Source organism: Modicisalibacter radicis (assembly GCF_900961225.1).
Taxonomy (GTDB): domain Bacteria; phylum Pseudomonadota; class Gammaproteobacteria; order Pseudomonadales; family Halomonadaceae; genus Modicisalibacter.
Window position 1 is genome coordinate 50,453 of the sequence record NZ_CAAHFN010000011.1, and the last position, 20,878, is coordinate 71,330.

The 20,878-nt window shown below is 65.3% G+C and carries 17 protein-coding genes and 2 tRNA genes; 10 read left to right on the plus strand and 9 right to left on the minus strand.

From position 1 onward, the window contains the following. Nucleotides 1–111 precede the first annotated feature (111 nt). Nucleotides 112–570 carry a GAF domain-containing protein gene (locus HR9077_RS00270; protein ID WP_136063962.1) on the plus strand — a complete coding sequence of 153 codons (459 nt, stop codon included), beginning with the start codon at nt 112–114 and terminating at the stop codon, nt 568–570. Nucleotides 571–634: 64 nt separating this feature from the next. After that, nucleotides 635–1,597 carry an alpha/beta hydrolase gene (locus HR9077_RS00275; protein WP_168380856.1) on the plus strand — a complete coding sequence of 321 codons (963 nt, stop codon included), beginning with the start codon at nt 635–637 and terminating at the stop codon, nt 1,595–1,597. A 65-nt stretch (nt 1,598–1,662) separates the two neighbouring features. On the opposite strand, the gene HR9077_RS00280 is transcribed toward HR9077_RS00275, so the two are convergent. From HR9077_RS00280 to glpK, 3 genes are all read right to left on the minus strand, one after another. Further along, nucleotides 1,663–1,739: transfer RNA gene (locus HR9077_RS00280), tRNA-Val, on the minus strand. A gap of 20 nt (nt 1,740–1,759) precedes the next feature. Further along, a tRNA-Val gene (locus HR9077_RS00285) sits at nt 1,760–1,836 on the minus strand. Nucleotides 1,837–2,045: 209 nt separating this feature from the next. Next, nucleotides 2,046–3,530 carry a glycerol kinase GlpK gene (glpK, locus tag HR9077_RS00290; RefSeq protein WP_136063964.1) on the minus strand — a complete coding sequence of 495 codons (1,485 nt, stop codon included), beginning with the start codon at nt 3,528–3,530 and terminating at the stop codon, nt 2,046–2,048. A 278-nt stretch (nt 3,531–3,808) separates the two neighbouring features. Between glpK and HR9077_RS00295 the strand changes: the two genes are divergently transcribed. From HR9077_RS00295 to HR9077_RS00305, 3 genes are all read left to right on the plus strand, one after another. After that, nucleotides 3,809–4,594, plus strand: coding sequence for a DeoR/GlpR family transcriptional regulator (locus HR9077_RS00295; RefSeq protein ID WP_136063965.1), 786 nt, complete (start codon nt 3,809–3,811; stop codon nt 4,592–4,594). Nucleotides 4,595–4,728: 134 nt separating this feature from the next. After that, a complete protein-coding gene (glpD, locus tag HR9077_RS00300; protein WP_136063966.1) occupies nt 4,729–6,246 on the plus strand; it encodes a glycerol-3-phosphate dehydrogenase in 1,518 nt (505 codons plus the stop codon). Between the two features lie 168 nt (nt 6,247–6,414). Beyond that, nucleotides 6,415–7,497 carry an endonuclease/exonuclease/phosphatase family protein gene (locus tag HR9077_RS00305; RefSeq protein WP_458692900.1) on the plus strand — a complete coding sequence of 361 codons (1,083 nt, stop codon included), beginning with the start codon at nt 6,415–6,417 and terminating at the stop codon, nt 7,495–7,497. Between the two features lie 102 nt (nt 7,498–7,599). On the opposite strand, the gene HR9077_RS00310 is transcribed toward HR9077_RS00305, so the two are convergent. From HR9077_RS00310 to HR9077_RS00330, 5 genes are all read right to left on the minus strand, one after another. Continuing rightward, nucleotides 7,600–8,979, minus strand: a complete 1,380-nt coding sequence (locus tag HR9077_RS00310; protein WP_136063968.1) for a class II fumarate hydratase — start codon at nt 8,977–8,979, stop codon at nt 7,600–7,602. A gap of 104 nt (nt 8,980–9,083) precedes the next feature. Beyond that, on the minus strand, nt 9,084–10,124 hold the full coding sequence (locus HR9077_RS00315; RefSeq protein ID WP_136063969.1) for an AbrB family transcriptional regulator: 1,041 nt from the start codon (nt 10,122–10,124) through the stop codon (nt 9,084–9,086). Further along, nucleotides 10,124–10,876 carry an SDR family NAD(P)-dependent oxidoreductase gene (locus HR9077_RS00320; RefSeq protein WP_136063970.1) on the minus strand — a complete coding sequence of 251 codons (753 nt, stop codon included), beginning with the start codon at nt 10,874–10,876 and terminating at the stop codon, nt 10,124–10,126. The genes HR9077_RS00315 and HR9077_RS00320 overlap by 1 nt, the downstream gene beginning before the upstream one ends. 58 nt (nt 10,877–10,934) lie before the next feature. After that, nucleotides 10,935–12,380 carry an MmgE/PrpD family protein gene (locus HR9077_RS00325; protein WP_136063971.1) on the minus strand — a complete coding sequence of 482 codons (1,446 nt, stop codon included), beginning with the start codon at nt 12,378–12,380 and terminating at the stop codon, nt 10,935–10,937. A 107-nt stretch (nt 12,381–12,487) separates the two neighbouring features. After that, nucleotides 12,488–13,600: a mandelate racemase/muconate lactonizing enzyme family protein gene (locus HR9077_RS00330; RefSeq protein ID WP_136063972.1), complete on the minus strand. Its 1,113-nt coding sequence runs from the start codon at nt 13,598–13,600 to the stop codon at nt 12,488–12,490. Nucleotides 13,601–14,097: 497 nt separating this feature from the next. On the opposite strand from HR9077_RS00330, the gene HR9077_RS00335 reads away from it, so the two are divergent. From HR9077_RS00335 to HR9077_RS00345, 3 genes are all read left to right on the plus strand, one after another. Beyond that, nucleotides 14,098–15,108: a Bug family tripartite tricarboxylate transporter substrate binding protein gene (locus HR9077_RS00335; RefSeq protein WP_136063974.1), complete on the plus strand. Its 1,011-nt coding sequence runs from the start codon at nt 14,098–14,100 to the stop codon at nt 15,106–15,108. Nucleotides 15,109–15,135: 27 nt separating this feature from the next. After that, nucleotides 15,136–15,675, plus strand: a complete 540-nt coding sequence (locus HR9077_RS00340; protein ID WP_136063977.1) for a tripartite tricarboxylate transporter TctB family protein — start codon at nt 15,136–15,138, stop codon at nt 15,673–15,675. Between the two features lie 72 nt (nt 15,676–15,747). Further along, a complete protein-coding gene (locus HR9077_RS00345) occupies nt 15,748–17,250 on the plus strand; it encodes a tripartite tricarboxylate transporter permease (RefSeq protein WP_244612972.1) in 1,503 nt (500 codons plus the stop codon). A 101-nt stretch (nt 17,251–17,351) separates the two neighbouring features. On the opposite strand, the gene HR9077_RS00350 is transcribed toward HR9077_RS00345, so the two are convergent. Next, the gene (locus tag HR9077_RS00350; RefSeq protein ID WP_136063979.1) at nt 17,352–18,035 is read right to left on the minus strand and encodes an FCD domain-containing protein; all 684 of its coding nucleotides are present in this window, start codon (nt 18,033–18,035) and stop codon (nt 17,352–17,354) included. A 269-nt stretch (nt 18,036–18,304) separates the two neighbouring features. Here HR9077_RS00350 and HR9077_RS00355 point away from each other — a divergent pair, with 269 nt between their 5' ends. Both HR9077_RS00355 and HR9077_RS00360 read left to right on the plus strand, forming a co-directional pair. Next, on the plus strand, nt 18,305–19,666 hold the full coding sequence (locus HR9077_RS00355) for an MmgE/PrpD family protein (RefSeq protein WP_136063981.1): 1,362 nt from the start codon (nt 18,305–18,307) through the stop codon (nt 19,664–19,666). A gap of 65 nt (nt 19,667–19,731) precedes the next feature. Beyond that, nucleotides 19,732–20,841, plus strand: coding sequence for an isocitrate/isopropylmalate dehydrogenase family protein (locus HR9077_RS00360; RefSeq protein WP_136063982.1), 1,110 nt, complete (start codon nt 19,732–19,734; stop codon nt 20,839–20,841). Nucleotides 20,842–20,878: the final 37 nt, after the last annotated feature.

The window sequence follows — 20,878 nt, forward strand, 5'->3', positions numbered from 1 at the left end:
GTGGGGTGCCGGGGACTCAGGGACGGGGTTACAGCGCCCTCGCGAAGTCCTGTCGCCGGCAAGGCCCGATTCGCCTGCCGGGTTGCGAAAGAATCTCCTAAGGAAGCGTCCATGAGCGATTACTCCCGCCTCGCCCGCCAGCTCGAAGCGCTGCTCGACAGCCGCGACTGGCTGACCAACGCGGCCCAGACCTGCGCCTTCATCATGCAGGAGGTCACCGATCTCAACTGGGTCGGCTTCTACCTGCAACGCCGGCCGGAGACGCTGATTCTCGGCCCCTTCCAGGGCAAGCCGGCCTGCAACCCGATCCCGTTTACCAAGGGAGTGTGCGGTGCCGCGGCGCGCAGCCGTCAGACCCAGCGCGTCGATGACGTCCACGCCGTCGCCGACCACATCGCCTGCGACGCGGACTCGCGCGCCGAGCTGGTGGTGCCGATCGTCGTCGATGGCCGCCTGTGGGGCGTGCTCGACCTGGACAGCCCACGCCCGTCGCGCTTCTCCGACGACGACCAGGCCGGCATCGAGCGCCTGGCAGCGATCTTCGCCGCCGCCAGCGACTTCAACGGCTAGCCATTGCCGCCGCCTCTCGCTGACGCCATGCTGTGTGTCCCAGAGTTTACCGGGAGGCTCGTCCATGCATCGCACGCCCTCGCCCGGCGCCGCCCACGAGGGGCTGGACGCCGTGCTCACGCACCTCGAGCGACTCAAGTCGCTCAACCTGGCCAGCGGCAACGACCTCGTCGTCAAACGTCGCCTGCTCGATCTGTACTTCGCGGCCGACCCAACGATCCTCGACGCTCACTGCCGGGTCGAACCGCTGCTGATTCCGACCCGTGCCGGCGTCATCGCCGCCGAGCGCGTGCGCCCGGCCGAGACCGACGACACGCCGAGCCGCCGCCTGCTGTATATCCACGGCGGCAGCTGGATCGCCGGCAGTCCGGCCAGCCATCGTCCATTGACGGCGCGACTGGCCCGGGCCTGCCAGGCCGAGGTGATCGCCATCGATTATCGCCTGGCCCCCGAGTCGCCCTTTCCCGCCGGGCTCGAGGACTGTCTCGACGCCTGGCACTGGCTGTGTCGCGAGCATCCCGACGACGGCCTGCTGCTGGCCGGCGACAGCGCCGGCGGCAACCTGACGCTGGCCTGTGTGGATGTTCTCAAGCGCGAAGCGCGGCGCCTGCCCGAGGCAGTGCTCGCCTTCTCGCCAGCCACCGACCAGAGCTGGGAAAGCGATTCACTGACGCGCAAGGCCGACGTCGACCCGATCCTCGACGCCAGCCTGCTGCCGCGGTTGACCCGGCTGTATCTCGGCCAGTCGGCGGCCGAGCCCGGCGACCCGCGCGTCTCGCCGATCGAGGGCGATCTCGCCGGCCTGCCGCCGACGCTGATCCAGTGCGGCGAAGCGGAGATCCTGCTCGACGACAGCCGACGCTATGCCGAGCAGGCGCAGCAGAGCGGCAGCCCCGTCAAGCTCAGCCTGTGGGCCGACATGCCGCATGTGTTCGTCGGCTTCGCTCCGCTGCTCGGCGCGGCCAACCGCGCCCTCGAGGAGATCGCCCGCTTTGCCGACGAGCATTGCGCGGCCCGCTCTGCCTGAAACACCTTGACGACCATCCAACGAAAGACGCCCGACTCGGCAAGCGAATCGGGCGTCTCGGAAGCTGGTAGGACCAAGCGGATTTGAACCGCTGACCTCCACGATGTCAACGTGGCGCTCTAACCAACTGAGCTATGGTCCTGCAATGTTGAGGAGTCTGACTGGTAGGACCGAGCGGATTTGAACCGCTGACCTCCACGATGTCAACGTGGCGCTCTAACCAACTGAGCTACGGTCCTGCAGACGGTGTCGGCGTTCACGCATGGGCGCTGGCCGGCAACGGATGCGTATTCTACCCGCGGCGGCGGCGAATGCAACCCCCCTCGGGCACTTTTCGCCGCCAGAGGCCCTCCCCCTTGTGCTTGATTCGGCGGGCAATTCCAGGACTGCCCCACGCGCCGGCGACCGTTCTCTCCGCCCGCCGCCAAGCCCCCGGGGCCATCACGCCTCAGCGACACTTGACCCGCTCCACGGCGTCCTGCCAGCCGGCATACAGCGCCTCGCGCTCCTCCTCGGCCATCTGCGGCTCGAAGGTGCGCTGGCAATGCCATAGCCGGGCAATCTCGTCGAGGTCGGCATACCAGCCGATCGCCAGCCCGGCCAGGTAGGCCGCGCCCAGCGCAGTGGTTTCGAGGGTTTGCGGCCGGTCCACCGGAACCCCCAGCATGTCGGCGAGGAATTGCATCAGCCAGTCGTTGCCGACCATGCCGCCGTCGACACGCAGGGTGCCGGTACGCCCATCGAAGTCATCGTTCATGCAGGTCTGCAGGTCGCGGGTCTGGTAGCACACCGACTGCAGACCGGCGGCGACGATCTCGGCGATGCCGGTGTCGCGGGTCAGCCCGAAGATCGCCCCGCGCGCCTGCGGGTCCCAGTGCGGCGCGCCCAGCCCGGTGAAGGCCGGCACCAGGTAGACGCCGTGCCCCTTGCGGGTACTGCGCGCCAGTTGTTCGCTATCCGCAGCCTCGGCGAACAGCTTGAGACCGTCGCGCAGCCACTGCACCGTGGCCCCGGCGACGAAGATGCTGCCTTCCATGGCGTAGGTCACCCGCCCGCCGAGGCGGTAGGCGACGGTGGTCAACAGCCGATTGCGTGAAGTTTCCGCGCGATCCCCGGTATTGAGAATCATGAAACAGCCGGTGCCGTAGGTGCTCTTGGCCATGCCCGGTTCGAAGCACGCCTGGCCGACCAGCGCCGCCTGCTGATCGCCGGCCACGCCGCGAATAGGCACCGGGCCGCCCAGCCAGTCGGGCCGGGCGGTGCCGAAGTCGCCGCTGCAGTCGCGCACCTCGGGCAACAGGCTGGCGGGAATCCCGAACAGCGCCAACAGGTCGTCGTCCCAACGCTGTTCGTGGATATTGAACAGCGCCGTGCGCGAAGCGTTGGTGGCATCGGTGGCATGCACCCGTCCGTCGGTCAGCCGCCACAGCAGAAAGCTGTCGACGGTGCCGAAGGCCAGCTCGCCGCGCTCGGCGCGCTCGCGCACCCCCTCGATGTTGTCGAGCAGCCACTTGAGCTTGCTCGCCGAAAAGTAGGGGTCGATCACCAACCCGCTGCGCTCCCGAATCAAGGCGTCATGCCCGGCCTCGGTCAACGCCCGGCAGTCTTCCGAGGTACGTCGGTCCTGCCAGACGATCGCGTTGTAGACCGGCTCGCCTGTGAGCCGGTCCCATACCAGCGTGGTTTCGCGCTGATTGGTGATACCGATGGCCGCCACCGCCTCGACACCCGCTCCGGCATTGGCCAGTACCTGGCGGCAGGTACGCGATACCGATTGCCAGAGGTCCTCCGGGTGGTGCTCGACCCAGCCGTCATGGGGGAAATGCTGCGGGAACTCCTCCTGGGCAACCGCCACGCTCCGGCCGTCGCGGTCGAAGAGGATGGCTCGCGAACTGGTGGTGCCCTGGTCGATGGAAAGCAGGTAGGAAGCCATGGCGTACTCGTGTCGTTGACGGTTGTCCGGCCCCGCATCGTTTTCGCCGGACGTTTATCGACAAAGGGGATGCTCGGTTGCCGCATGTTCGTTATCGCTAAAGGGAGGCTAAACCGCTTTTCACTTAACAACAAATGATTGGAAGGCGTTCGCCCTACGACCATGGTCGAGTTCGTCGGGCGCCGCCGCGTCGGGCGCCGCCGCGCCGTTCGCGCAAGCTGGTAGTATGAGGACATGCCACTCGCGGGCACCGCACCGACAACTCAACGGAACGCTTCATGCTCCAGCGCAACCGCCACGACGCCATCATCGCCCTCGTCAAGCGCCAGGGTTACGCCTCCATCGAACAACTGGCCGGCGATTTCGGGGTCACCCCGCAGACCATCCGCCGCGATCTCAACCTGCTGGCCAACGAGGGCCGGGTTCGCCGGGTCCACGGCGGCGCCGGGCTCGAGTCGAGCACCGTAAACACCGCCTACCAGACGCGCAAGACGCTCAACCTCGACGCCAAGCAGCGCATCGCGCGCCTGCTGGCCCGGCAGATTCCCGACAACACCTCGCTGTTCATCAACATCGGCACCACCAACGAGATCTTCGCCGAAGCCCTGTGCGACCACCACGGCCTCGAGGTCATCACCAACAATCTCAATGTCGCGGCCATTCTCCAGCACCAGGAAGACTTCAACGTCATCGTCGCCGGTGGCCAGGTGCGTTCGCGGGATGGCGGGATCATCGGCGAGGCGACCATCGACTTCATCAACCAGTTCAAGGTCGACTACGGCATCATCGGCATCAGCGGCATCGACGATGACGGCTCGCTGCTGGAGTTCGACTACCAGGAAGTGCGCGTCGCCCAGGCGATCATACGCAACTCCCGGCAGGTGATGCTGCTCGCCGACCACTCCAAGTTCCATCGCAACGCGGTGGTGCGCCAGGGCAATATCGCGCAGATCGACGCCCTGTTCACCGACCGCCAGCCGCCGGAGCGCCTGCTGCAACTGATCGAGACCCACGACGTCGCCCTGCATATCGCCGAAGACCCGACCACGGCCCTGCCCGCCTGAAAGGCGACCCGAGACCGGTTTCCCGAGCACCGGGTGTTCGCTTTCACCCATGATGTTTTCATAATCGAAAATATCATCGATAATGGTGGTCATCATTTTCGTTATCGCACTCGGGATATCCCGAAGGAGCCGACATGGGCGCTTCGCCATCCTCCCCGCCGCCACTCGACCTGTTCGTCGTCGGCGGGGGTATCAACGGCACGGGCATTGCCAACGACGCCGCCGGTCGTGGCCTCTCGGTAGCGCTCTGCGAGCAGGCCGACCTGGCCCAGGCGACCTCATCGGCGAGTAGCAAGCTGATCCACGGCGGCCTGCGCTATCTCGAGTATCACGAATTCCGGCTGGTCCGCGAGGCCCTGCGCGAGCGCGAGGTGCTGCTCGGGAAAGCCCCGCACATCATCTGGCCGCTACGCTTCATACTGCCCCATCAGCCGCACCTGCGCCCGGCGTGGATGATCCGCGCCGGGCTGTTCCTCTACGATCACCTGGGCAAGCGCGACAGCCTGCCAGGCTCGAAGGGCCTGCGCTTCACCCCCGACAACCCGCTACGCGAAGAGATCAGCCGCGGTTTCGAATATTCCGATTGCTGGGTCGACGACGCCCGTCTGGTGGTGCTGAATGCCCTGCAGGCTCGCGATAACGGCGCCGAAGTCCTGGTCCGCACGCGCTGCGTCGAAGCCCACGATGAAGACGGTCAATGGCGGCTGGTGCTCGAGGAACAGCCTGGCGGACGGCGCTTCGAGCGCCGCGCCCGGGTGCTGGTCAACGCCGCCGGCCCGTGGGTCGAGAGGTTCATCAGCGAACGCACCTCGCACCGTTCGCGCTACGGCATCCGCATGATTCAGGGCAGCCACATGATAGTGCCCCGCATCAACACCGACGAACGCGCCTACATCCTGCAGAACCGCGACGGGCGCATCGTCTTCGTGCTGCCCTACGAACAGGACTTCAGCCTGATCGGCACCACCGATGTGCGTTACCGGGGCGACCCCGCCACCATCCATGCCGGCGATGAAGAAATCGATTACCTGCTCGAGGTGGTCAATGCCCATTTCCGCACCCCGCTGAGCCGCGACGATGTGGTGGCCACCTTCTCCGGCGTGCGCCCGCTGTGCGACGACGAATCCACCGACCCGGCGGCGATGACCCGAGACTATACCCTTGACCTGGACCGCCGGGGCGCCCCCCTGCTCTCGGTGTTCGGTGGCAAGATCACCACCTATCGCAAGCTCGCCGAAACCGCCCTGACGACGCTCGCCCCGCTGTTCCCCGTCATGCGGCCGGCGTGGACAGCCGACGCTCGCCTGCCCGGCGGCGATATCGGCAGCCGGGCGGACTTTCAGGCGCGTCTGCTACGCGACTACCCGTTTCTCGGCGATGACCGCGCACGTCGCTTCGCCAGCAGCTATGGCACCCTCTGCCTGCACTTTCTCGAGGGCTGCAAACGGCTCGAGGATCTCGGCGAGGATTTCGGCGGAGGGCTGTCCCAGCGCGAGGTCGACTACCTGGTCGAGTGCGAATGGGCGCGCGAGGCCGACGACATCCTGTGGCGGCGCACCAAGCGCTACCTTCGCCTCGATGCCAGCCAGCGCGAGGCTCTCGCCGGCTATCTTCGCCAGAGCCAGCCCACTTTGTGTGCAGCGCTGAATTGAGCGCGGGACGGACGCCCGACCCGCGCAAGACGGTTACTACATGCCGGCCATTCATGTTATTAGTGGGCGCATTTTCATGCCGCTCATGACCTGCCGAGCCGAACGCGTCACCTGCGAGTGGCGCCACTAGCCGGGCGGATATCGAGCGGTCTGCCCGGAGTAAGCATGATCGTCGACATCGGCCTGAGCATCGCGGCTGGACTACTGCTGATTGCCACCCTGGTCCCCTTTTTGCGCCTGCGCTACTGGTGGGTGCGGGGCTTCGATTTCCCTCGGCTGCAACTTGCCGGCCTGGCGCTGGCTGCCGGCTTGCTGCTCTGGCTGTTTGGCAGCGCCGAGTGGCGCTGGTGGGCGATCGCCGCCTGCGCCATCGTGGTCACCGTTCAGGGCAAGCACATCCGCCCCTGGACACCGCTGGCGACGAAGAAGGTTGCCGATGCCCATGCCGACGGCGACTGGCGCTACCTCACCGTGCTGGTGGCCAACGTGCTGACGCCCAATCGCAACGCTCAGGATCTGCTCACGCAGATCCACGCGGCCCAGCCCAATCTGGTGCTGACACTGGAATCCGACGAATGGTGGGGCGAGCAACTGACCCGTTCGCTTCAAGCCGACTGGCCGCACAGCGTCAAGGTGCCGCTCGACAACCTTTACGGCATGCACCTGTTTTCGCGCGAGCCGCTCGAGGACGTCGAGGTCAAGTGGTTGATCCAGAGCGACATCCCGTCGATCCACGCCTGGCTGCGCATGGAGTGCGGCGTCAGGATCCGCATTCACGCCGTGCACCCGCGCCCGCCGGCACCCAGTGAAAGCGATGAATCGCTGTGGCGCGACGCCGAACTGCTGCTGGTCGGCAAGGGCATTCACCAGCACGAACAGCCGACCCTGCTGTTCGGCGATCTCAACGACGTCGCCTGGTCGCGCACCACCCGGCTCTTCTGTCGCGTCAGCGGCATGCTCGACCCGCGCCGTGGTCGCGGCATGTTCAGCACCTTCCACGCCCGCCACTTCCTGCTGCGCTGGCCGCTCGATCACATCTTCGTCAGCGAACACTTCACGCTGGGCGGCATGCGCCGGCTCAAGGGGTTCGGCTCCGACCATTTTCCGATCCTCGCCACGCTCTGCTATCGCCCGGCCCGCGCCGACGAGAACGACTCTCCCGAGGCCGACAGCGAGGAGCGCAAGGAGGCCGCCGAGACCATTCACGAGGCACGCCGCGAGGGTGACGGCGAGGCGACCCGGCACGGCTGACCGAGACACGCCTCATGGACACGCAAAAAAGCCGGCGCTGGTGGACGCCGGCTTTTTCGTTCCCGAATGACGCCGGGCGATTCCCGGCGCTTCGCTTGGCAATCAGCCCGGTATGCCACCCTCGGTGAGCCTGGCCGGGTCGAGCAGGCGTTCGAGCTCGTCACGCGACAGATCGGTCTCCTCCTCGGCGACGTCGAGGATCGGCCGCCCGGCCTGGTAGGCCTTCTTGGCCACCGCGGCGGCGGCGTTGTAACCGATCACCGAATTCAGCGCGGTGACCAGGATCGGATTGCGCGACAAGGGTGCGTCGATGCTGTCGCGGCGCACGTTGAAGGTGGCGATCGCCCGATCGGCAAGCAGGCGACTGACGTTGGTCATCAGCGTCAACGAGGTCAGCAGGTTGTTGGCGATCAGCGGCAGCATGACGTTGAGCTGGAAGTTGCCGCTCTGGCCGGCGACGCCGATCGCGCTGTCCAGGCCGATCACCTGGGCAGCAGCCTGGGCGGCGGATTCGGGGATCACCGGATTGACCTTGCCGGGCATGATCGAGCTCCCCGGCTGCAACGCCTCGAGTTCGATCTCGCCGAGCCCGGCCAGCGGCCCCGAGTTCATCCAGCGCAGGTCGTTGCTGATCTTCATCACCGCGCAGGCGTAGGTGCGCAGGTGTCCCGAGAGCTCGACCGCGGCATCCTGCGAACCCAGGCTGGCGAAGAAGCTGTCGCTGGGGCGCAGTTCCAGGCCGGTCTGGCGGCTCAGCACCCTGGCGATGCGCGAGGCGAACTCGGAATGCGCGTTGACCCCGGTGCCCACCGCCGTACCGCCCTGGGCCAGCCGCGAGAGCCGCTGCTGGCCGTTCTGCAGGCGTTCGATGGCCTGGCCCACCTGGCTCGCCCAGCCGCCGAGTTCCTGGCTCATGCGCACCGGCATGGCATCCATCAGATGGGTGCGCCCGGTCTTGACCACGTCATCGAGTTCGCCGGCCTTGCGCTCGATCGTCGCCTTCAGGTACTCCAGCGACGGCAACAGCCGCTCCTTGACGGTCAAGGCGGCCGACAGGTGAATCGCCGTGGGGATCACATCGTTGCTCGACTGGCCCATGTTGACGTGGTCGTTGGGTCCCACCTCGAACCCCTCGCGGGATGCCAGGTGCGAGATCACCTCGTTGACGTTCATGTTGGTCGAGGTGCCCGAGCCGGTCTGGAAGACATCGATGGGAAACTGATCGGCGTGCTCGCCGTCGATCAGCTGCTGAGCCGCCGCGATGATCGCCTCGGCGCGCGGCGCGTCGAGCAGCTCGAGGTCACGGTTGACCTCGGCGGCGGCCTGCTTGATCCGCGCCACCGCGGCGATGAAAGCCGCCGGCATCGGCTGCCCGCTGACCGGAAAATTGTTGACGGCACGCTGGGTCTGGGCGCCGTAAAGCGCGCCGGCCGGCACTTCCAGCTCGCCCATGCTGTCGCGTTCGATACGGGTCTCGCTCATGGCAACCTCTACTCTCTGATAAAAGAAAACAAACCGTCGGAAACCGATCACTCGGCACAGCATAGAAGCAAACGCCAAGCCCGGTCCACGCCGGCCCCGCCCATTCAAGACGTTACCCGCAGCCACAGACGGGCCATCGGCGAAGCCGACAGGTTGACGATAATGATGCGTACCATCTGGAACGCCACCACTTCGGCGACGCCCAGGCCCAGCGAGGTGGCCGTGATCATCATCTCGGCGATGCCGCCCGGCGAGCCGGCCAGTGTCATTATCGACAATGGAATGCCCAGCGGGCCCGCGACCGACCAGGCCGACAGGATGATCAGTGTCGAGGTGATCAGCGAGACGCCCAGCCCCACCGCCAGGATCCGCGGCAGTCGCGCGATCTCTTCGCGCTTGAAACGCCCACCCAGGGTCAGGCCGATGGCGATCTGCGCCGCGATGAACAGCCATGCCGGAACATCGCCGCCCAGCGCCCCGCTCAGCGTATCGACCACCGAGACCAGCAGCGCACCGACGATGAAGGCGTTCTGAATCCCCAGACGATTCATGCCCCAGCCGACCCCGTAACCGATCGCCAGGACCAGGAGCGTCGCCCAGCCCGGGGCGACACCGCCGGCCGTCGTTCTGGCGCCGCCCGCACCGTCGAGGATCAGACTCAGCAGAAACGGCAACAGAATCACCAGCGAGGTGACGCGCATCGCCTGGATCAACGAAATCGCCGTGCTCGCACCGCGCGACTGACTGTCGTCGCCCAGGAAGGCCATTTCGGCGACCCCGCCGGGCAGATTGGCGAGCAGCGCAGTGCGTCGATCCAGGCGAGCCCAGCGCGCCAGCAGCAACGAACAGACCGCCGCGATACACAGCGACCAGAACGCGAACAGCACCATCCAGGGCACCTGCCAGGCGAGCGAAATCAGCACAGCCGCCGTGAAGCCATGGCCGACCGCGGTGCCGACGACCACCTGAGCGCCTCGCCGCACCATCAGCGACTCGGGAATCCCCAGGCCACTCAGCGCGGCTACCGCACTGACCAGCATCGGGCCAAGGATCCACGGTAGCGGTATTCCAACGCGATTCGCTGCATAGCCTGTGGCTGCTGCAGCAGCCACGACCAGCAACGAGAACACATGGCGCTTGCGCATCACGGCATGAACCGGCCGCCGTTGACGTGCAGCGTCTGCCCCGAAACATAGGATTCCCGCGGGTCGGCGAACGCAAGTACCGCCCGGGCCACCGTCTCGCTGGTGCCCAGTGCTCGCTGCGCACCCTGCTCACGCTGGTGCGGCACCGATTGCCCCGGCTTGCGTGTCGTGTCGATCGCCCCGGGTACCACGCAATTGACGCGCACCCGGCCCAGCCCCTCCTCGGCCAACGCCCGGGTCAGCCCCACCAGGCCGGCCTTGGCGGCGATCACGTGAGGGCGTTCAGTGGCCGGCCGGTGCGCGCTCAGCCCGCCCAGATTGACGATCGCCCCCTGGCGATCTTCGGGGAGACGGCGGAACAGTTGCTGTGCGGTCAGGAACGCGCCGGTCAGAATGACCCCGACGACGGAATCCCACTCCTGCCGGGTGATCGACAGAAACGGCTTGTGAGGACGCTCCGCGGCGCCGTTGACGAGAATCGAAACCGTACCGAGCCGAGATTCGGCATGGTCGAAGATGCCCTCGACCGATGCCTCGTCGGCCACCGAGGCGAGCAGCCCGGTCACCCGCTCGCTCTCGCCGCCGAGTGTCGCCAGCGCATCCTCGAGCGCCTGGCGATCCGAGGCGCCGACGAGACAGACGCTGGCGCCGCAATCATGCAGCGCGCCGGCGATCGCCAGCCCGATATTGCGCGTTCCGCCGGTGACGATGGCGCACTCGGCGCTTAGGTCAGGCGTCCAGAAATTCGACATGGGCACGAGTCCCTCTGAATGAAGTTGACAGTGCCGGCGTTGCGGCCGGCACCGGGCGTCACGCGCCGAGCCAGCGCGTCAGCTCGCGGACCGACTCGAGTTCCTCGAGACGACGCACCGCCTCGATCAGCGACTCGGTCTTGGCGCTGTCCCAACCGGCGAACTCGGCACAGCCGCGGAACTTGTCGGCCACCTCGTCGTAGCTCATCGGATTGGCGGGACTGCCCTTGCCGAAATCGGCACGTCCCGAGATCGTCTGCCCGTTCTTGAGATGGATATCGATGATGGTCGTCATCTTGTCGTAACCGGCTGCCTCCGCCTCGGGGTGCACGCCGAAGTGGACGCGTCCGATCATCTCCTGAACGTCGCTGCGATTGACCACCTCATCGGTGAACTCCGGCAAGCCGCCGCGCCGTTCGAGCAGCAGGATCGCCATGCAGAACTCCATCGAGAACTTGGCCTGCAGTTCGTTGGCCGGACGATGATGGATCAAGGCGTTGGGCATGTTGTGGTTGGTGCCCACGTCCACCCGGTCGACATCGTCGGGCCTGATGTCATGTTCGAGGATCAGTTCGAGCATGCGGGTCATGCCCGGATGGGTCAGCGACCCGGAGGGGTTGGGCTTGATCGAGACGCCGGGCTCGACGAAGGTCCAGGGGCGCCCCAGCCTGCCGGATATCGCCTCGAGCATATAGCCGCCGCCGTGAGCCTGGAAGAAGCCGCGCGGCGATTCGAGGATCTTGTCGGTGGCGCTCCAGCCGAACTGGGCGAAATCCACCGCGACGATGCCCGACTCCGAGGAACGACCGGCGTGGAAGGGCTTGGTCATGGTGCCGAAGTTTTCGCGCAGGCCGGCCGACTGGCTGGCGGCGATGGCCAGCGCTCGCAGCAGGGTCGGCTCGTCTAGCCCCAGCAGCCGCCCGGCCGCCGCTGCCGCCGCGAAGGTGCCACAGGTCGCCGTGGCGTGGAAGCCATGTTGATAGTGGCGTGGCGAGATCGCCTCGGCGATCTTGGTCTCGACCTCCACACCGAGGTGATAGGCCAGCATCAGCTCGCGTCCGGACAGGTCGTGGACCTCGGCGACCGCCAGCGCGGCCGGCAGGCACGGCGCGGTGGGGTGCGTCAGCAGACCGTAGACGCGATCCGGGCCCACCGCGAGCTGGGTATCATCGAAGTCGTCGGCATGTATGCCCACCCCGTTGGCGAACGCCGCGAAACGCTCCGGCACGTGCATGTCGGTGCCGATGACGCTGGCCCGGCCGGCGACGCCCTGGCGTTTCAGGTAGTCCTGGACGATCCGTCCCGATTCCGCCACCGACCCCGACAGCGCCAGCCCGAAGCCATCCAGGATGGACTTCTTGCCGATGGCGATCAGGTCATTGGACAAGTCGGCGTAATCGGTCGCGCGAATGAACTCGACGACTTCACGGGTCAATCCCTCGCCGTGCCGGGAGTCGATATCCGGGGTGAACTTCTCGATGGAGGCCTTCTGCTTGTCAGCCATGCTCTCTCCTCGTCGTCAAAGGACGCTACAGTGATCGACGCCTGCGTGGCAGCACGTCGGGGGGTCAGGTAGCGCGCCGGGGCACCGACACGCCGCTCGTCACTTTCCTAGGCCGCGACGTGGGTGTCCTTCAGGCCATCACGATCGATCTCGAGCCCCAGGCCGGGACGATCGGGAATGGTGAGGATGCCGTTCTCGGGACGCGGCGGGTCGACGAACAGGGTCTCGCCCACCGAGACCATGCCCAGGTGCCACTCGACCAGCCAGCCGTTGGCCAGCCCCGCCATGGTGTGCATGTTGAACAGCGGCCAGCCGCCGCCATTGGCGATCGGCAGATTGTAGGTCTGCGCCAGGTGCGCGGCCTTGCGTGCCTCGGTATAACCGCCGCAGTAGGTGCAATTGGGCTGAAGGATGTCGACCGCCTGATGCTCGACCAGCTCGCGCAGGCGCCAGCGATGGCCCTCCATCTGGCCGGCGGCAAGCGGGATTCGCGTCGACCGGCGCAGGTCGGCCAGGGCCCGGGCGTCGTTCTGGTAGAGCGGCTCCTCGAACCAGGTGATATCGCAGTCCTCGACGGCGCGACACAACAGCTTCGCCTCCACCGGGCTGAACAGATAGTTGGCGTCCATCATCAGGTCGATGTCGTCGCCCACCGCCTCGCGGATCGCCCTTACCCGGGCCGCATCCTCGCGCCAGCCGCCCTTGTCGACCCCCACCACCGTCTTGAGCGCACGAAAACCGCCGGCGACGTGCAGCCGGGCCGCCTCGGCCAACTGGTCGCGATCGTACTGGGGGAAACCGAAGGTGACGTAGGCGGGCACCCGCTCGCGGCAGCCGCCCAGCAACCGGGTGACCGAGCGACCGGCCTGCTTGCCCTGGATATCCCAGAGGGCGATATCCAGACAGGACAATGCCATGGAGACCGTACCGGTCATGGCCCGCGGATTGAGCTTGGCGGCCACGCGTTGATGGATGGCCTCGACATCGCACGGATCCATGTCCCTGACGACGGGCAGGAAGTGTTTTTCCAGGGCGGCGACCACCGCATGGGCGAGGAAGTGCCCGGTCAGGCCATGGCCCACGATGCCCTCGTCGGTTTCCACCTCGCAGAAGACGAACACCTTCTGCTCCTCGCGGCCGTAACCGGCAACCTTGCCGGCCAGCAGCGGTATCTCGATGGAGGTGGTGTGCAGGCTCGCCCTGATGTCCTTGATTTTCATTGTTGTCGCTCTCCCGGCTTGATCGTTCACCCAGGTGACCGGGCGTACAGCAAACGCACGCCTCGCCACGAAGCTGGCGCCTGACCGACCTCCCGGCGCGTAAGCAGAAGGAGTCGGCCACCCCAGTATTGAAAACTGTTAACTATTTTGTCAAATCGGGCGCTTCATTTCGCGCTCAGACCATTGGCGGATCATCGGGTGGCTGCAGCGGCTACCGGAAGAAAGTGACTCTATCACTTATATATAACTGATTTTTATTGACTAAAAGGAGATTCCATGACCAGTACGACCGACAGTAATGCGACTAAAGGTTAAGCCCCAAAGGGGGTTTTTTGTTGACAGTTTTCAATTTAGATACGAACACTGGTATACGGAAAACAAGCTGACAGGCTTCGGAGGTGAAATAGCGAGTCGACGAATAACGATAATTTCAAGAAAACCCAAAGCCCATTTCGACGACAAGACGCCATAAACAAACAGCAAGAAGGAAGGCTTACATGACGCTCAAGCTCACTAACGTACCCGCACCGAATGGTCGCCTGCTCCGGGCCGGCCTGATGACCGCGGCGCTGCTCGCGCCTCTTGGTGCACTGGCCCAGGAAGACTCCTGCGATCCGCAACAGTGGCCGGCCAAGACGATCGAACTGGTTTCCCACTCCTCCGCCGGTGGTGGCACCGACACCACCATGCGCATGTGGATGGACGCCGCCGCGGCCGGGATCGACGAAAACGTCACCGTGGTCTACAAGCTGGGCGGCGGCGCCCGTGCCGCGCATGAATACTTCAAGAAGCGCGGTCCCGACTGCCACACCATCATGGCCCTGACACAGACCCATCTGTACACCATCGCTCGCGGCAACTCGCCGATCGGGATCGACGACATCAAGGGCGTCGTGCGGGCCATGGACGATCCGTCGGTGATCGTCGTTCGCGAGGATAGCCCCTACAAGAACTATGAAGCGCTGCTCAAGGCCTCACAGGAAGAACCACTCACCTGGGGCGTGGCGCAGGTCGGCGGCACCGAACACATCGGTATCGAACGCTGGGCCGAAGCATCCGGCGCCAAGGTCAGGGTCGTGCCGTTCGGCGGTGGCGGCGACATGGTCACGGGGCTTCGCTCGGGTGCGGTGGACGCGACCATCGCCAATGTCAGCGAGTCCCTGGACCAGATCAAGGAAGGCGATCTTCGAGCATTGGCAATCCTCGCCGAGGAACGCGTTCCTGATCTCCCCGACGTCCCCACCGCTACCGAGAAAGGCGATGACGTCAAGGTCTCCACCACCCGCGGCTATTACATTCATGCCGATACGCCCCCGGCGATGGCCGACAGGATCGAAGAGTGGATTCTCACCGCGATGGACGGCGAGCGATTCCAGAACTACTTGAAGAACAACGGCCTGGACCCGGAGAAGAACATCGCCGGCAGCGATGTCTGGGACAAGCAGATCAAGGAAGAGTATCAGACGTCGCTGGAAACCATGCGCAAGCTCGGCCTGACCGACAAGTAGGCAGCGAGTCATCCGGAGGATCCCGAAATGAGACACCCGTCGGCACGTCGTGCTGGCGATGAACCGGGGCACCGCCCCGCTTCATCGCCTCTTCACCCGGTGGATCGAGTCGTCGCCCTGATCGTCCTGGCGATCTGCGCGTTCCTGATCTGGCGAACTTTCCTCTTCGCTCAGGTTCCCGCCTCGCTGGCACAGAACGTCCAACCCGGCACCTTCCCCCAGCTACTGCTCTACCTGATTGCCGCTCTGGCCCTGCTGTTGCCTTTCGAGCACCTGCAGAAACGCAAACAGGGCATCGACATCGACAGCGACCGTCGCGAGCGTCCCGGATCCATCGTCTACATCACCGCCGTGGCGCTCTTGTTCGTGGTCGGCGTCATGCCCTGGCTGGGTACTTATCTCGGCCTCATCCTCGCGGCCTTGGCGCTGCCACTGCTGTGGGGCGAACGCCGCTGGAAGATTCTGGTGCCCTATGCCCTGCTGTTCCCGACCGTACTGTTCTGGCTGTTCGCCAGCGGGCTCCAGGTGACCTTCCTGCCGGGCATCATCGGGCACATTTTTCGCTGATCAGGTACGCCTTTTACGGCCAAGCGCGAGAGCTCCGGCTGCAATCATCATTCGACTTGGGGGGCGTTAGCCTTGAACATCGATGCAATCCTGACCGGCGTCCAATTGATCCTGACGCCCACCAGCATTCTGCTGATTCTCGTTTCCGTGTTGCTCGGGGTGACTGTCGGCGCCCTGCCCGGCCTCAGCTCGACCATGGCGGTCGCCTTGCTGCTGCCCTTCACGCTGGGACTCGATCCGGTCGTGGCGATCGCCATGATGGCGGCACTCTACTGCGCCGGAACCTTCGGCGGATCGATCACGGCCATCCTGATCAATGCCCCCGGCGCGCCACCCGCGGTGGCGACGGCACTCGATGGCTACCCGCTCGCTCAGCGCGGCGAGGCGGGTCGGGCGCTCGGCGTGGCGGCTATCGCCAGCGTTGGCGGAGGCATCCTGAGCCTTTTCATCTTCATCGCCGCCGCACCGCTACTGGCCTCCGTCGCGCTGAGCTTTCGTCCTCAGGAATACTTCGCCCTGACGCTGTTCGGGCTTTCCATGCTGGCTTCGATCAGCGGCAAGTCCTCGCTGCGCAATTTGATCGCCGGCTTCTTCGGCGTATTGGTGAGTACCGTCGGCATCCATATGGTCACCGGGATCGAGCGCTTCACCTTCGGCACCTCGGTACTCTACGAAGGCATCGACTTCGTCCCCGTGCTGATCGGCATCTTCGCGATATCCGAGATGCTCAAGCAATCCCAGGCCGGCGACGAGGTCATGGAGCGCATTCGCTCGGTGGCATTGCGGCTGCCCAGTCGTGACGATCTGCGACGAATCTGGGCGACCATTCTACGTTCGACGGGGATCGGTACCATCATCGGCATCCTGCCCGCCGAGGGCACGACCGTCGCCGCGATCATGGGCTACAACGAGGCCAAGCGCTGGTCGAAGCATCCCGAGGAGTTCGGCAAGGGGTCGATCGAAGGGGTGGCTGGACCGGAGGCCGCCAACAACGCCGGGACCAGCGGCGCGATGGTGCCCACGCTGGCCCTGGGGATACCGGGAAGCGGTACCACGGCGGTCATTCTGGCCGCCTTGATCATGCACGGGTTTCGTCCCGGTCCGTTCCTCATGCGCGAGAATCCGGAAATCCTCTACGCCATTTTCACGGCCATGCTGATCGCCAATTTCGCCTTTCTGTTCATCGGCCTTCTGGGGGCCAAGGTTTTCTCCATGATCACCCTGATTCCCAGGACCTTCCTCTGGCCCTCGGTCTTCTGCTTCGCGGTGGTGGGCGCCTTTGCCTATCAGCAGCAGATGTTCGACGTATGGGTCATGCTGATCGCCGGCCTGGTGGGCTTCCTGGCCTTGCGCCACGGCTTCGGGCCAGCCCCCTTCGTGATGGGACTGGTGCTCGGTGAGCTGATCGAGAAGAACTGGTCACAGTCGATGATCATCTTCAACAGCGACTGGACACGCTTCTTCGACAGCCCGATCTGCAATCTCTTCTTCGTCATGACGGCCCTGAGCCTGTCCAGTCCGTTCCTGAAGCCGGTCATCAAGCGCCTGTTCAAGCGCCGCTCGGTGACACCATGACCCTGGTTGAAGGCGCCATCCCCGGCGATCGTCATGGTCGGTTTCGCGGAACGTTTCGGGAGGCGAACATGCCCCGCCTGTCACCATCGCTCGAGCACGGGTCACGAACCGGCATGAGCAATCGCGCCCATCGCCCGGTCCCGCCCGGCGATCACATGATCGTGCATGGCCTTGAACGCTCGCTGGGCATCCCGCGAGGCAAGCCCCGCGACGATCTCTCGATGCTCGCGGTTGGAGGCCTTCATGCCGTCTCCCGATACCAGGCCTCGCGTCCGGAAGAGGTGCAGTTGACGGACGAGATCATGGTAGGTCCTGACCAGCCGCTCGTTGCCGGAAGCGGAAATCAGGAAGTCGTGAAAGGTCAGATTCGCAGGATAGTAACGATCGAAATCGCTGGCGTTGGCCGCCACCTCCATCTGCTCGATCAGCAGTTCCAGGTGATCCAGCTGGGCGCGGGTGATGCGGCCCGCCAGCAACATTCCGCAATAGCCGAACAGGCCGGCACGAACCTCATAGACCGATTTTGCATCCTCCTCGGTGATCACCCGAATGAACACGCCCCGGTTGGGGATCAACTGGACGAGCCCCTGCGCCGCCAGGGTGCGGCAGGCTTCCCGCACCGGCCCACGACTGATGCCGAGGCGCGTGGCCAAGGCATTCTCATTGATGCGTTCTCCCGGCGAGTAATGCCCTTCCATGACCAGTCGCTCGATCTCGCGCTGCGCCATGCTGGTCAGGGATTGAGCACGCAGAAAGCCGGAGGAATCTGTCTCTTTATCGGCCATTGTCGTCGTCAGCCTTGGCTCATGGTTGCGAATTCCATGGCGTCGTGTCGCGCCACGCTACCGGACATGACGGATGACTCGTTCTGTCAACAGTCATCAAAAAATTGCCCGTCGGCAGCATCCATTATAGCCAGACAATACCGGCTATCACAGCATGAATAGGCAGGCATGAGCCAATTGTCTACAGTTTTCCATTTACCGAAACGCCAGGCTGCCACCTGGCGCCGAGATGGCTTGCGTAGCCCTCATTCAAGAGCAGGAGAACCCTGATGGGCCATAGACCCGATGTCACACGCGCCTTGGCGGAATGGATCGTCGCCTGTCCCTCGACCGCGATACCCGAGGAGATCCGCACCGAAGGCGTGCGCACCTTCGTCAACTGGCTGGGCTGCGCCATCGGCGGCGCCACCCACGAGACGGTCGACCGCGCCCTAGCCGCCGTCGCTCCTTTCTCCGGCGCCCCCGAGGCCAGTGTGCTGGGGCGCAGCGAACGGCTCGATCCACTACACGCCGCGCTGATCAACGGCATCAGCTCGCATGTCCTCGATTACGACGACACCCACCTCAAGACGATCATCCACCCCGCAGGTCCCGTCGCCTCCGCCCTGCTCGCGATCGCCGAGACGCGTCCCGTCACCGGTACCGCATTCCTCGACGCCCTGATCATCGGCGTCGAAACGGAATGCCGCATCGGCAACGCGGTCTATCCGGACCACTACGATCGTGGCTGGCACATCACCGGAACCGCCGGCGTGTTCGGCGCGGCCGCTGCCACCAGCCGCCTGCTCGGCCTCGACGTCCAGGCCACGACCTGGGCGCTGGGGATCGCCGCGACGCAAGCGTCGGGTCTGCGCGAGATGTTCGGCACCATGTGCAAGAGCTTCCATCCGGGCCGGGCGGCCCAGAACGGCGCCTTCGCCGCCTTCCTCGCCCAGGCGGGTTTCGACTCCTCGGAACGGGCCATCGAGGCATCGCGGGGCTTCGCCCAGGTCATGTCCGACAAGCAGGATTACGACGAGATCCTCGACGGCCTGGGTACGCACTGGGAAGCGGCGCTGAATTCCTACAAGCCGTTCGCCTGCGGGATCGTCATTCACCCGGCGATCGACGGCTGCATTCAGCTAAGGGACGCGCTGGGCAATGACGTCGATCGAATCGCCAGGGTCGAACTCACCGCTCACCCGCTGGTGCTAGAGCTCACCGGCAAGGCCGAACCGCGTACCGGTCTCGAGGGCAAGTTCAGCATCTTCCACGCCGCCGCCAGCGCCTTGCTGCACGGCGATGGCTCTCCCACCGCCTTTACCGACGAGGCCGTCAACGATCCCGCACTCGTTGCCCTGCGTCGCAACGTGCAGGTCACCACCGATCCCGGCTGTTACGAGGCCTCGGTCACCATCGCCGTCACCCTCGATGACGGTCGACGCCTGGAGAAGCACATCGATCGGGCGATCGGCTCGCGGGAACGGCCGCTGAGCGATGACCGGATCGAGGCCAAGTTCCGCGGTCAGGCCGCCATGGTGATCGGCGAACAGCCTTGCGAGTCCGTGATCCAGGCGGCCTGGCAAATCGCGGCCATGGACGACGTCGGGGCCTTGGCCAGGACCTGCACGCCGCGGCCACCCACCCGATAGCCGGCGACACGCCTCGAACACGGCCAACACCGATGACAACGACCCATCAGCGAGGGACAGAACCCATGTCTACCCACCATCTCACGCTAGGCGTGCTCAACGGCGACGATATCGGCCACGAGATCGTTCCCGCCGCCGTCGAGCTGGCTCAGGCGGCCGCCGAGAGCAGCGGCTTGCTCATCGACTGGCGGCCCATGCCGATCGGCCGCAAGGCGCTGGACGAGCACGGCTCCACCCTGCCCGATGGCACCCTCGACGCGCTGTCGAAGCTGGACGGTTTCATTCTCGGGCCGATCGGTCATCGCGAGTACCCCGACGTCGAGGGCGCGATCAACCCCCATCCGATCCTGCGCAAGACCTTCGACCTGTTCGCCAATGTCCGTCCTACCCGCTCCTACCCGGACATTGGGTGCCTCTACGACGATATCGATCTGGTGATCGTGCGGGAAAACAACGAAGGCTTTCAGCCCGACCGCAATGTCGTCGCCGGCTCGGGCGAATTCCGCCCGACCCACGACACCACGATTTCGGTGCGCGTGATCACCCGCGAAGGCAGTCGCAAGGTCGCCGAAGCCGCCCTGAAGATTGCCCGGTCGCGCCGCCGGAAGCTGACCATCGTGCACAAGAATACCGTGTTCAAGCTGGGCTGCGGCATGTTCGTCGAAGAGTGCTACCGGGCCGCCGAGGCCTTTCCAGATGTCGAGGTGGACGAGGCAATCGTCGACACCTTCGCCATGCATCTGATCCGCCATCCCCAGCAGTACGATGTGGTGGTGACCACCAACATGTTCGGCGACATCCTCACCGACGAAGCGGCGGGGCTGGTCGGCGGGCTGGGCATGGCGCCGGGGCTGTGCATCGGCCGCGGCAACCTGGCCATGGCGCAGGCGACCCACGGCTCGGCGCCGGACATCGCCGGCACCGGCCTGGCCAACCCCTACGCGATGATCGAGTCCACCCGCATGCTGATCGAATGGCTGGGACAGCGCCACGACATCGCCCCGGCGCGTGACGCCGCCGAGTTGATGGCGACCGGAATCCGCGCCGCCCTCGCCGATCCGACGACCCGTACGCCGGATATCCTGGGCACCGGACGGCACGCGGACATGGTTGCCGCCATACATCGAACGATCGACCGGGGCGCGATCGACCGGGGCGCTACCGGGATGACCTGAAGGCCTGACTGCGTGACAAACCGGCAGTCGCCGGCCT

Excerpts from the sequence above, each read along its gene's own strand:
- HR9077_RS00320 (WP_136063970.1), bottom strand. The coding sequence starts at position 10,876 with ATGTCGAATTTCTGGACGCCTGACCTAAGCGCCGAGTGCGCCATCGTC.
- HR9077_RS00355 (WP_136063981.1), top strand. The coding sequence starts at position 18,305 with ATGGGCCATAGACCCGATGTCACACGCGCCTTGGCGGAATGGATCGTC.
- HR9077_RS00335 (WP_136063974.1), top strand. The coding sequence starts at position 14,098 with ATGACGCTCAAGCTCACTAACGTACCCGCACCGAATGGTCGCCTGCTC.
- glpK (WP_136063964.1), bottom strand. The coding sequence starts at position 3,530 with ATGGCTTCCTACCTGCTTTCCATCGACCAGGGCACCACCAGTTCGCGA.
- HR9077_RS00315 (WP_136063969.1), bottom strand. The coding sequence starts at position 10,124 with ATGCGCAAGCGCCATGTGTTCTCGTTGCTGGTCGTGGCTGCTGCAGCA.
- HR9077_RS00330 (WP_136063972.1), bottom strand. The coding sequence starts at position 13,600 with ATGAAAATCAAGGACATCAGGGCGAGCCTGCACACCACCTCCATCGAG.
- HR9077_RS00310 (WP_136063968.1), bottom strand. The coding sequence starts at position 8,979 with ATGAGCGAGACCCGTATCGAACGCGACAGCATGGGCGAGCTGGAAGTG.
- HR9077_RS00360 (WP_136063982.1), top strand. The coding sequence starts at position 19,732 with ATGTCTACCCACCATCTCACGCTAGGCGTGCTCAACGGCGACGATATC.
- HR9077_RS00325 (WP_136063971.1), bottom strand. The coding sequence starts at position 12,380 with ATGGCTGACAAGCAGAAGGCCTCCATCGAGAAGTTCACCCCGGATATC.
- HR9077_RS00270 (WP_136063962.1), top strand. The coding sequence starts at position 112 with ATGAGCGATTACTCCCGCCTCGCCCGCCAGCTCGAAGCGCTGCTCGAC.
- HR9077_RS00340 (WP_136063977.1), top strand. The coding sequence starts at position 15,136 with ATGAGACACCCGTCGGCACGTCGTGCTGGCGATGAACCGGGGCACCGC.
- glpD (WP_136063966.1), top strand. The coding sequence starts at position 4,729 with ATGGGCGCTTCGCCATCCTCCCCGCCGCCACTCGACCTGTTCGTCGTC.
- HR9077_RS00275 (WP_168380856.1), top strand. The coding sequence starts at position 635 with ATGCATCGCACGCCCTCGCCCGGCGCCGCCCACGAGGGGCTGGACGCC.
- HR9077_RS00295 (WP_136063965.1), top strand. The coding sequence starts at position 3,809 with ATGCTCCAGCGCAACCGCCACGACGCCATCATCGCCCTCGTCAAGCGC.
- HR9077_RS00350 (WP_136063979.1), bottom strand. The coding sequence starts at position 18,035 with ATGGCCGATAAAGAGACAGATTCCTCCGGCTTTCTGCGTGCTCAATCC.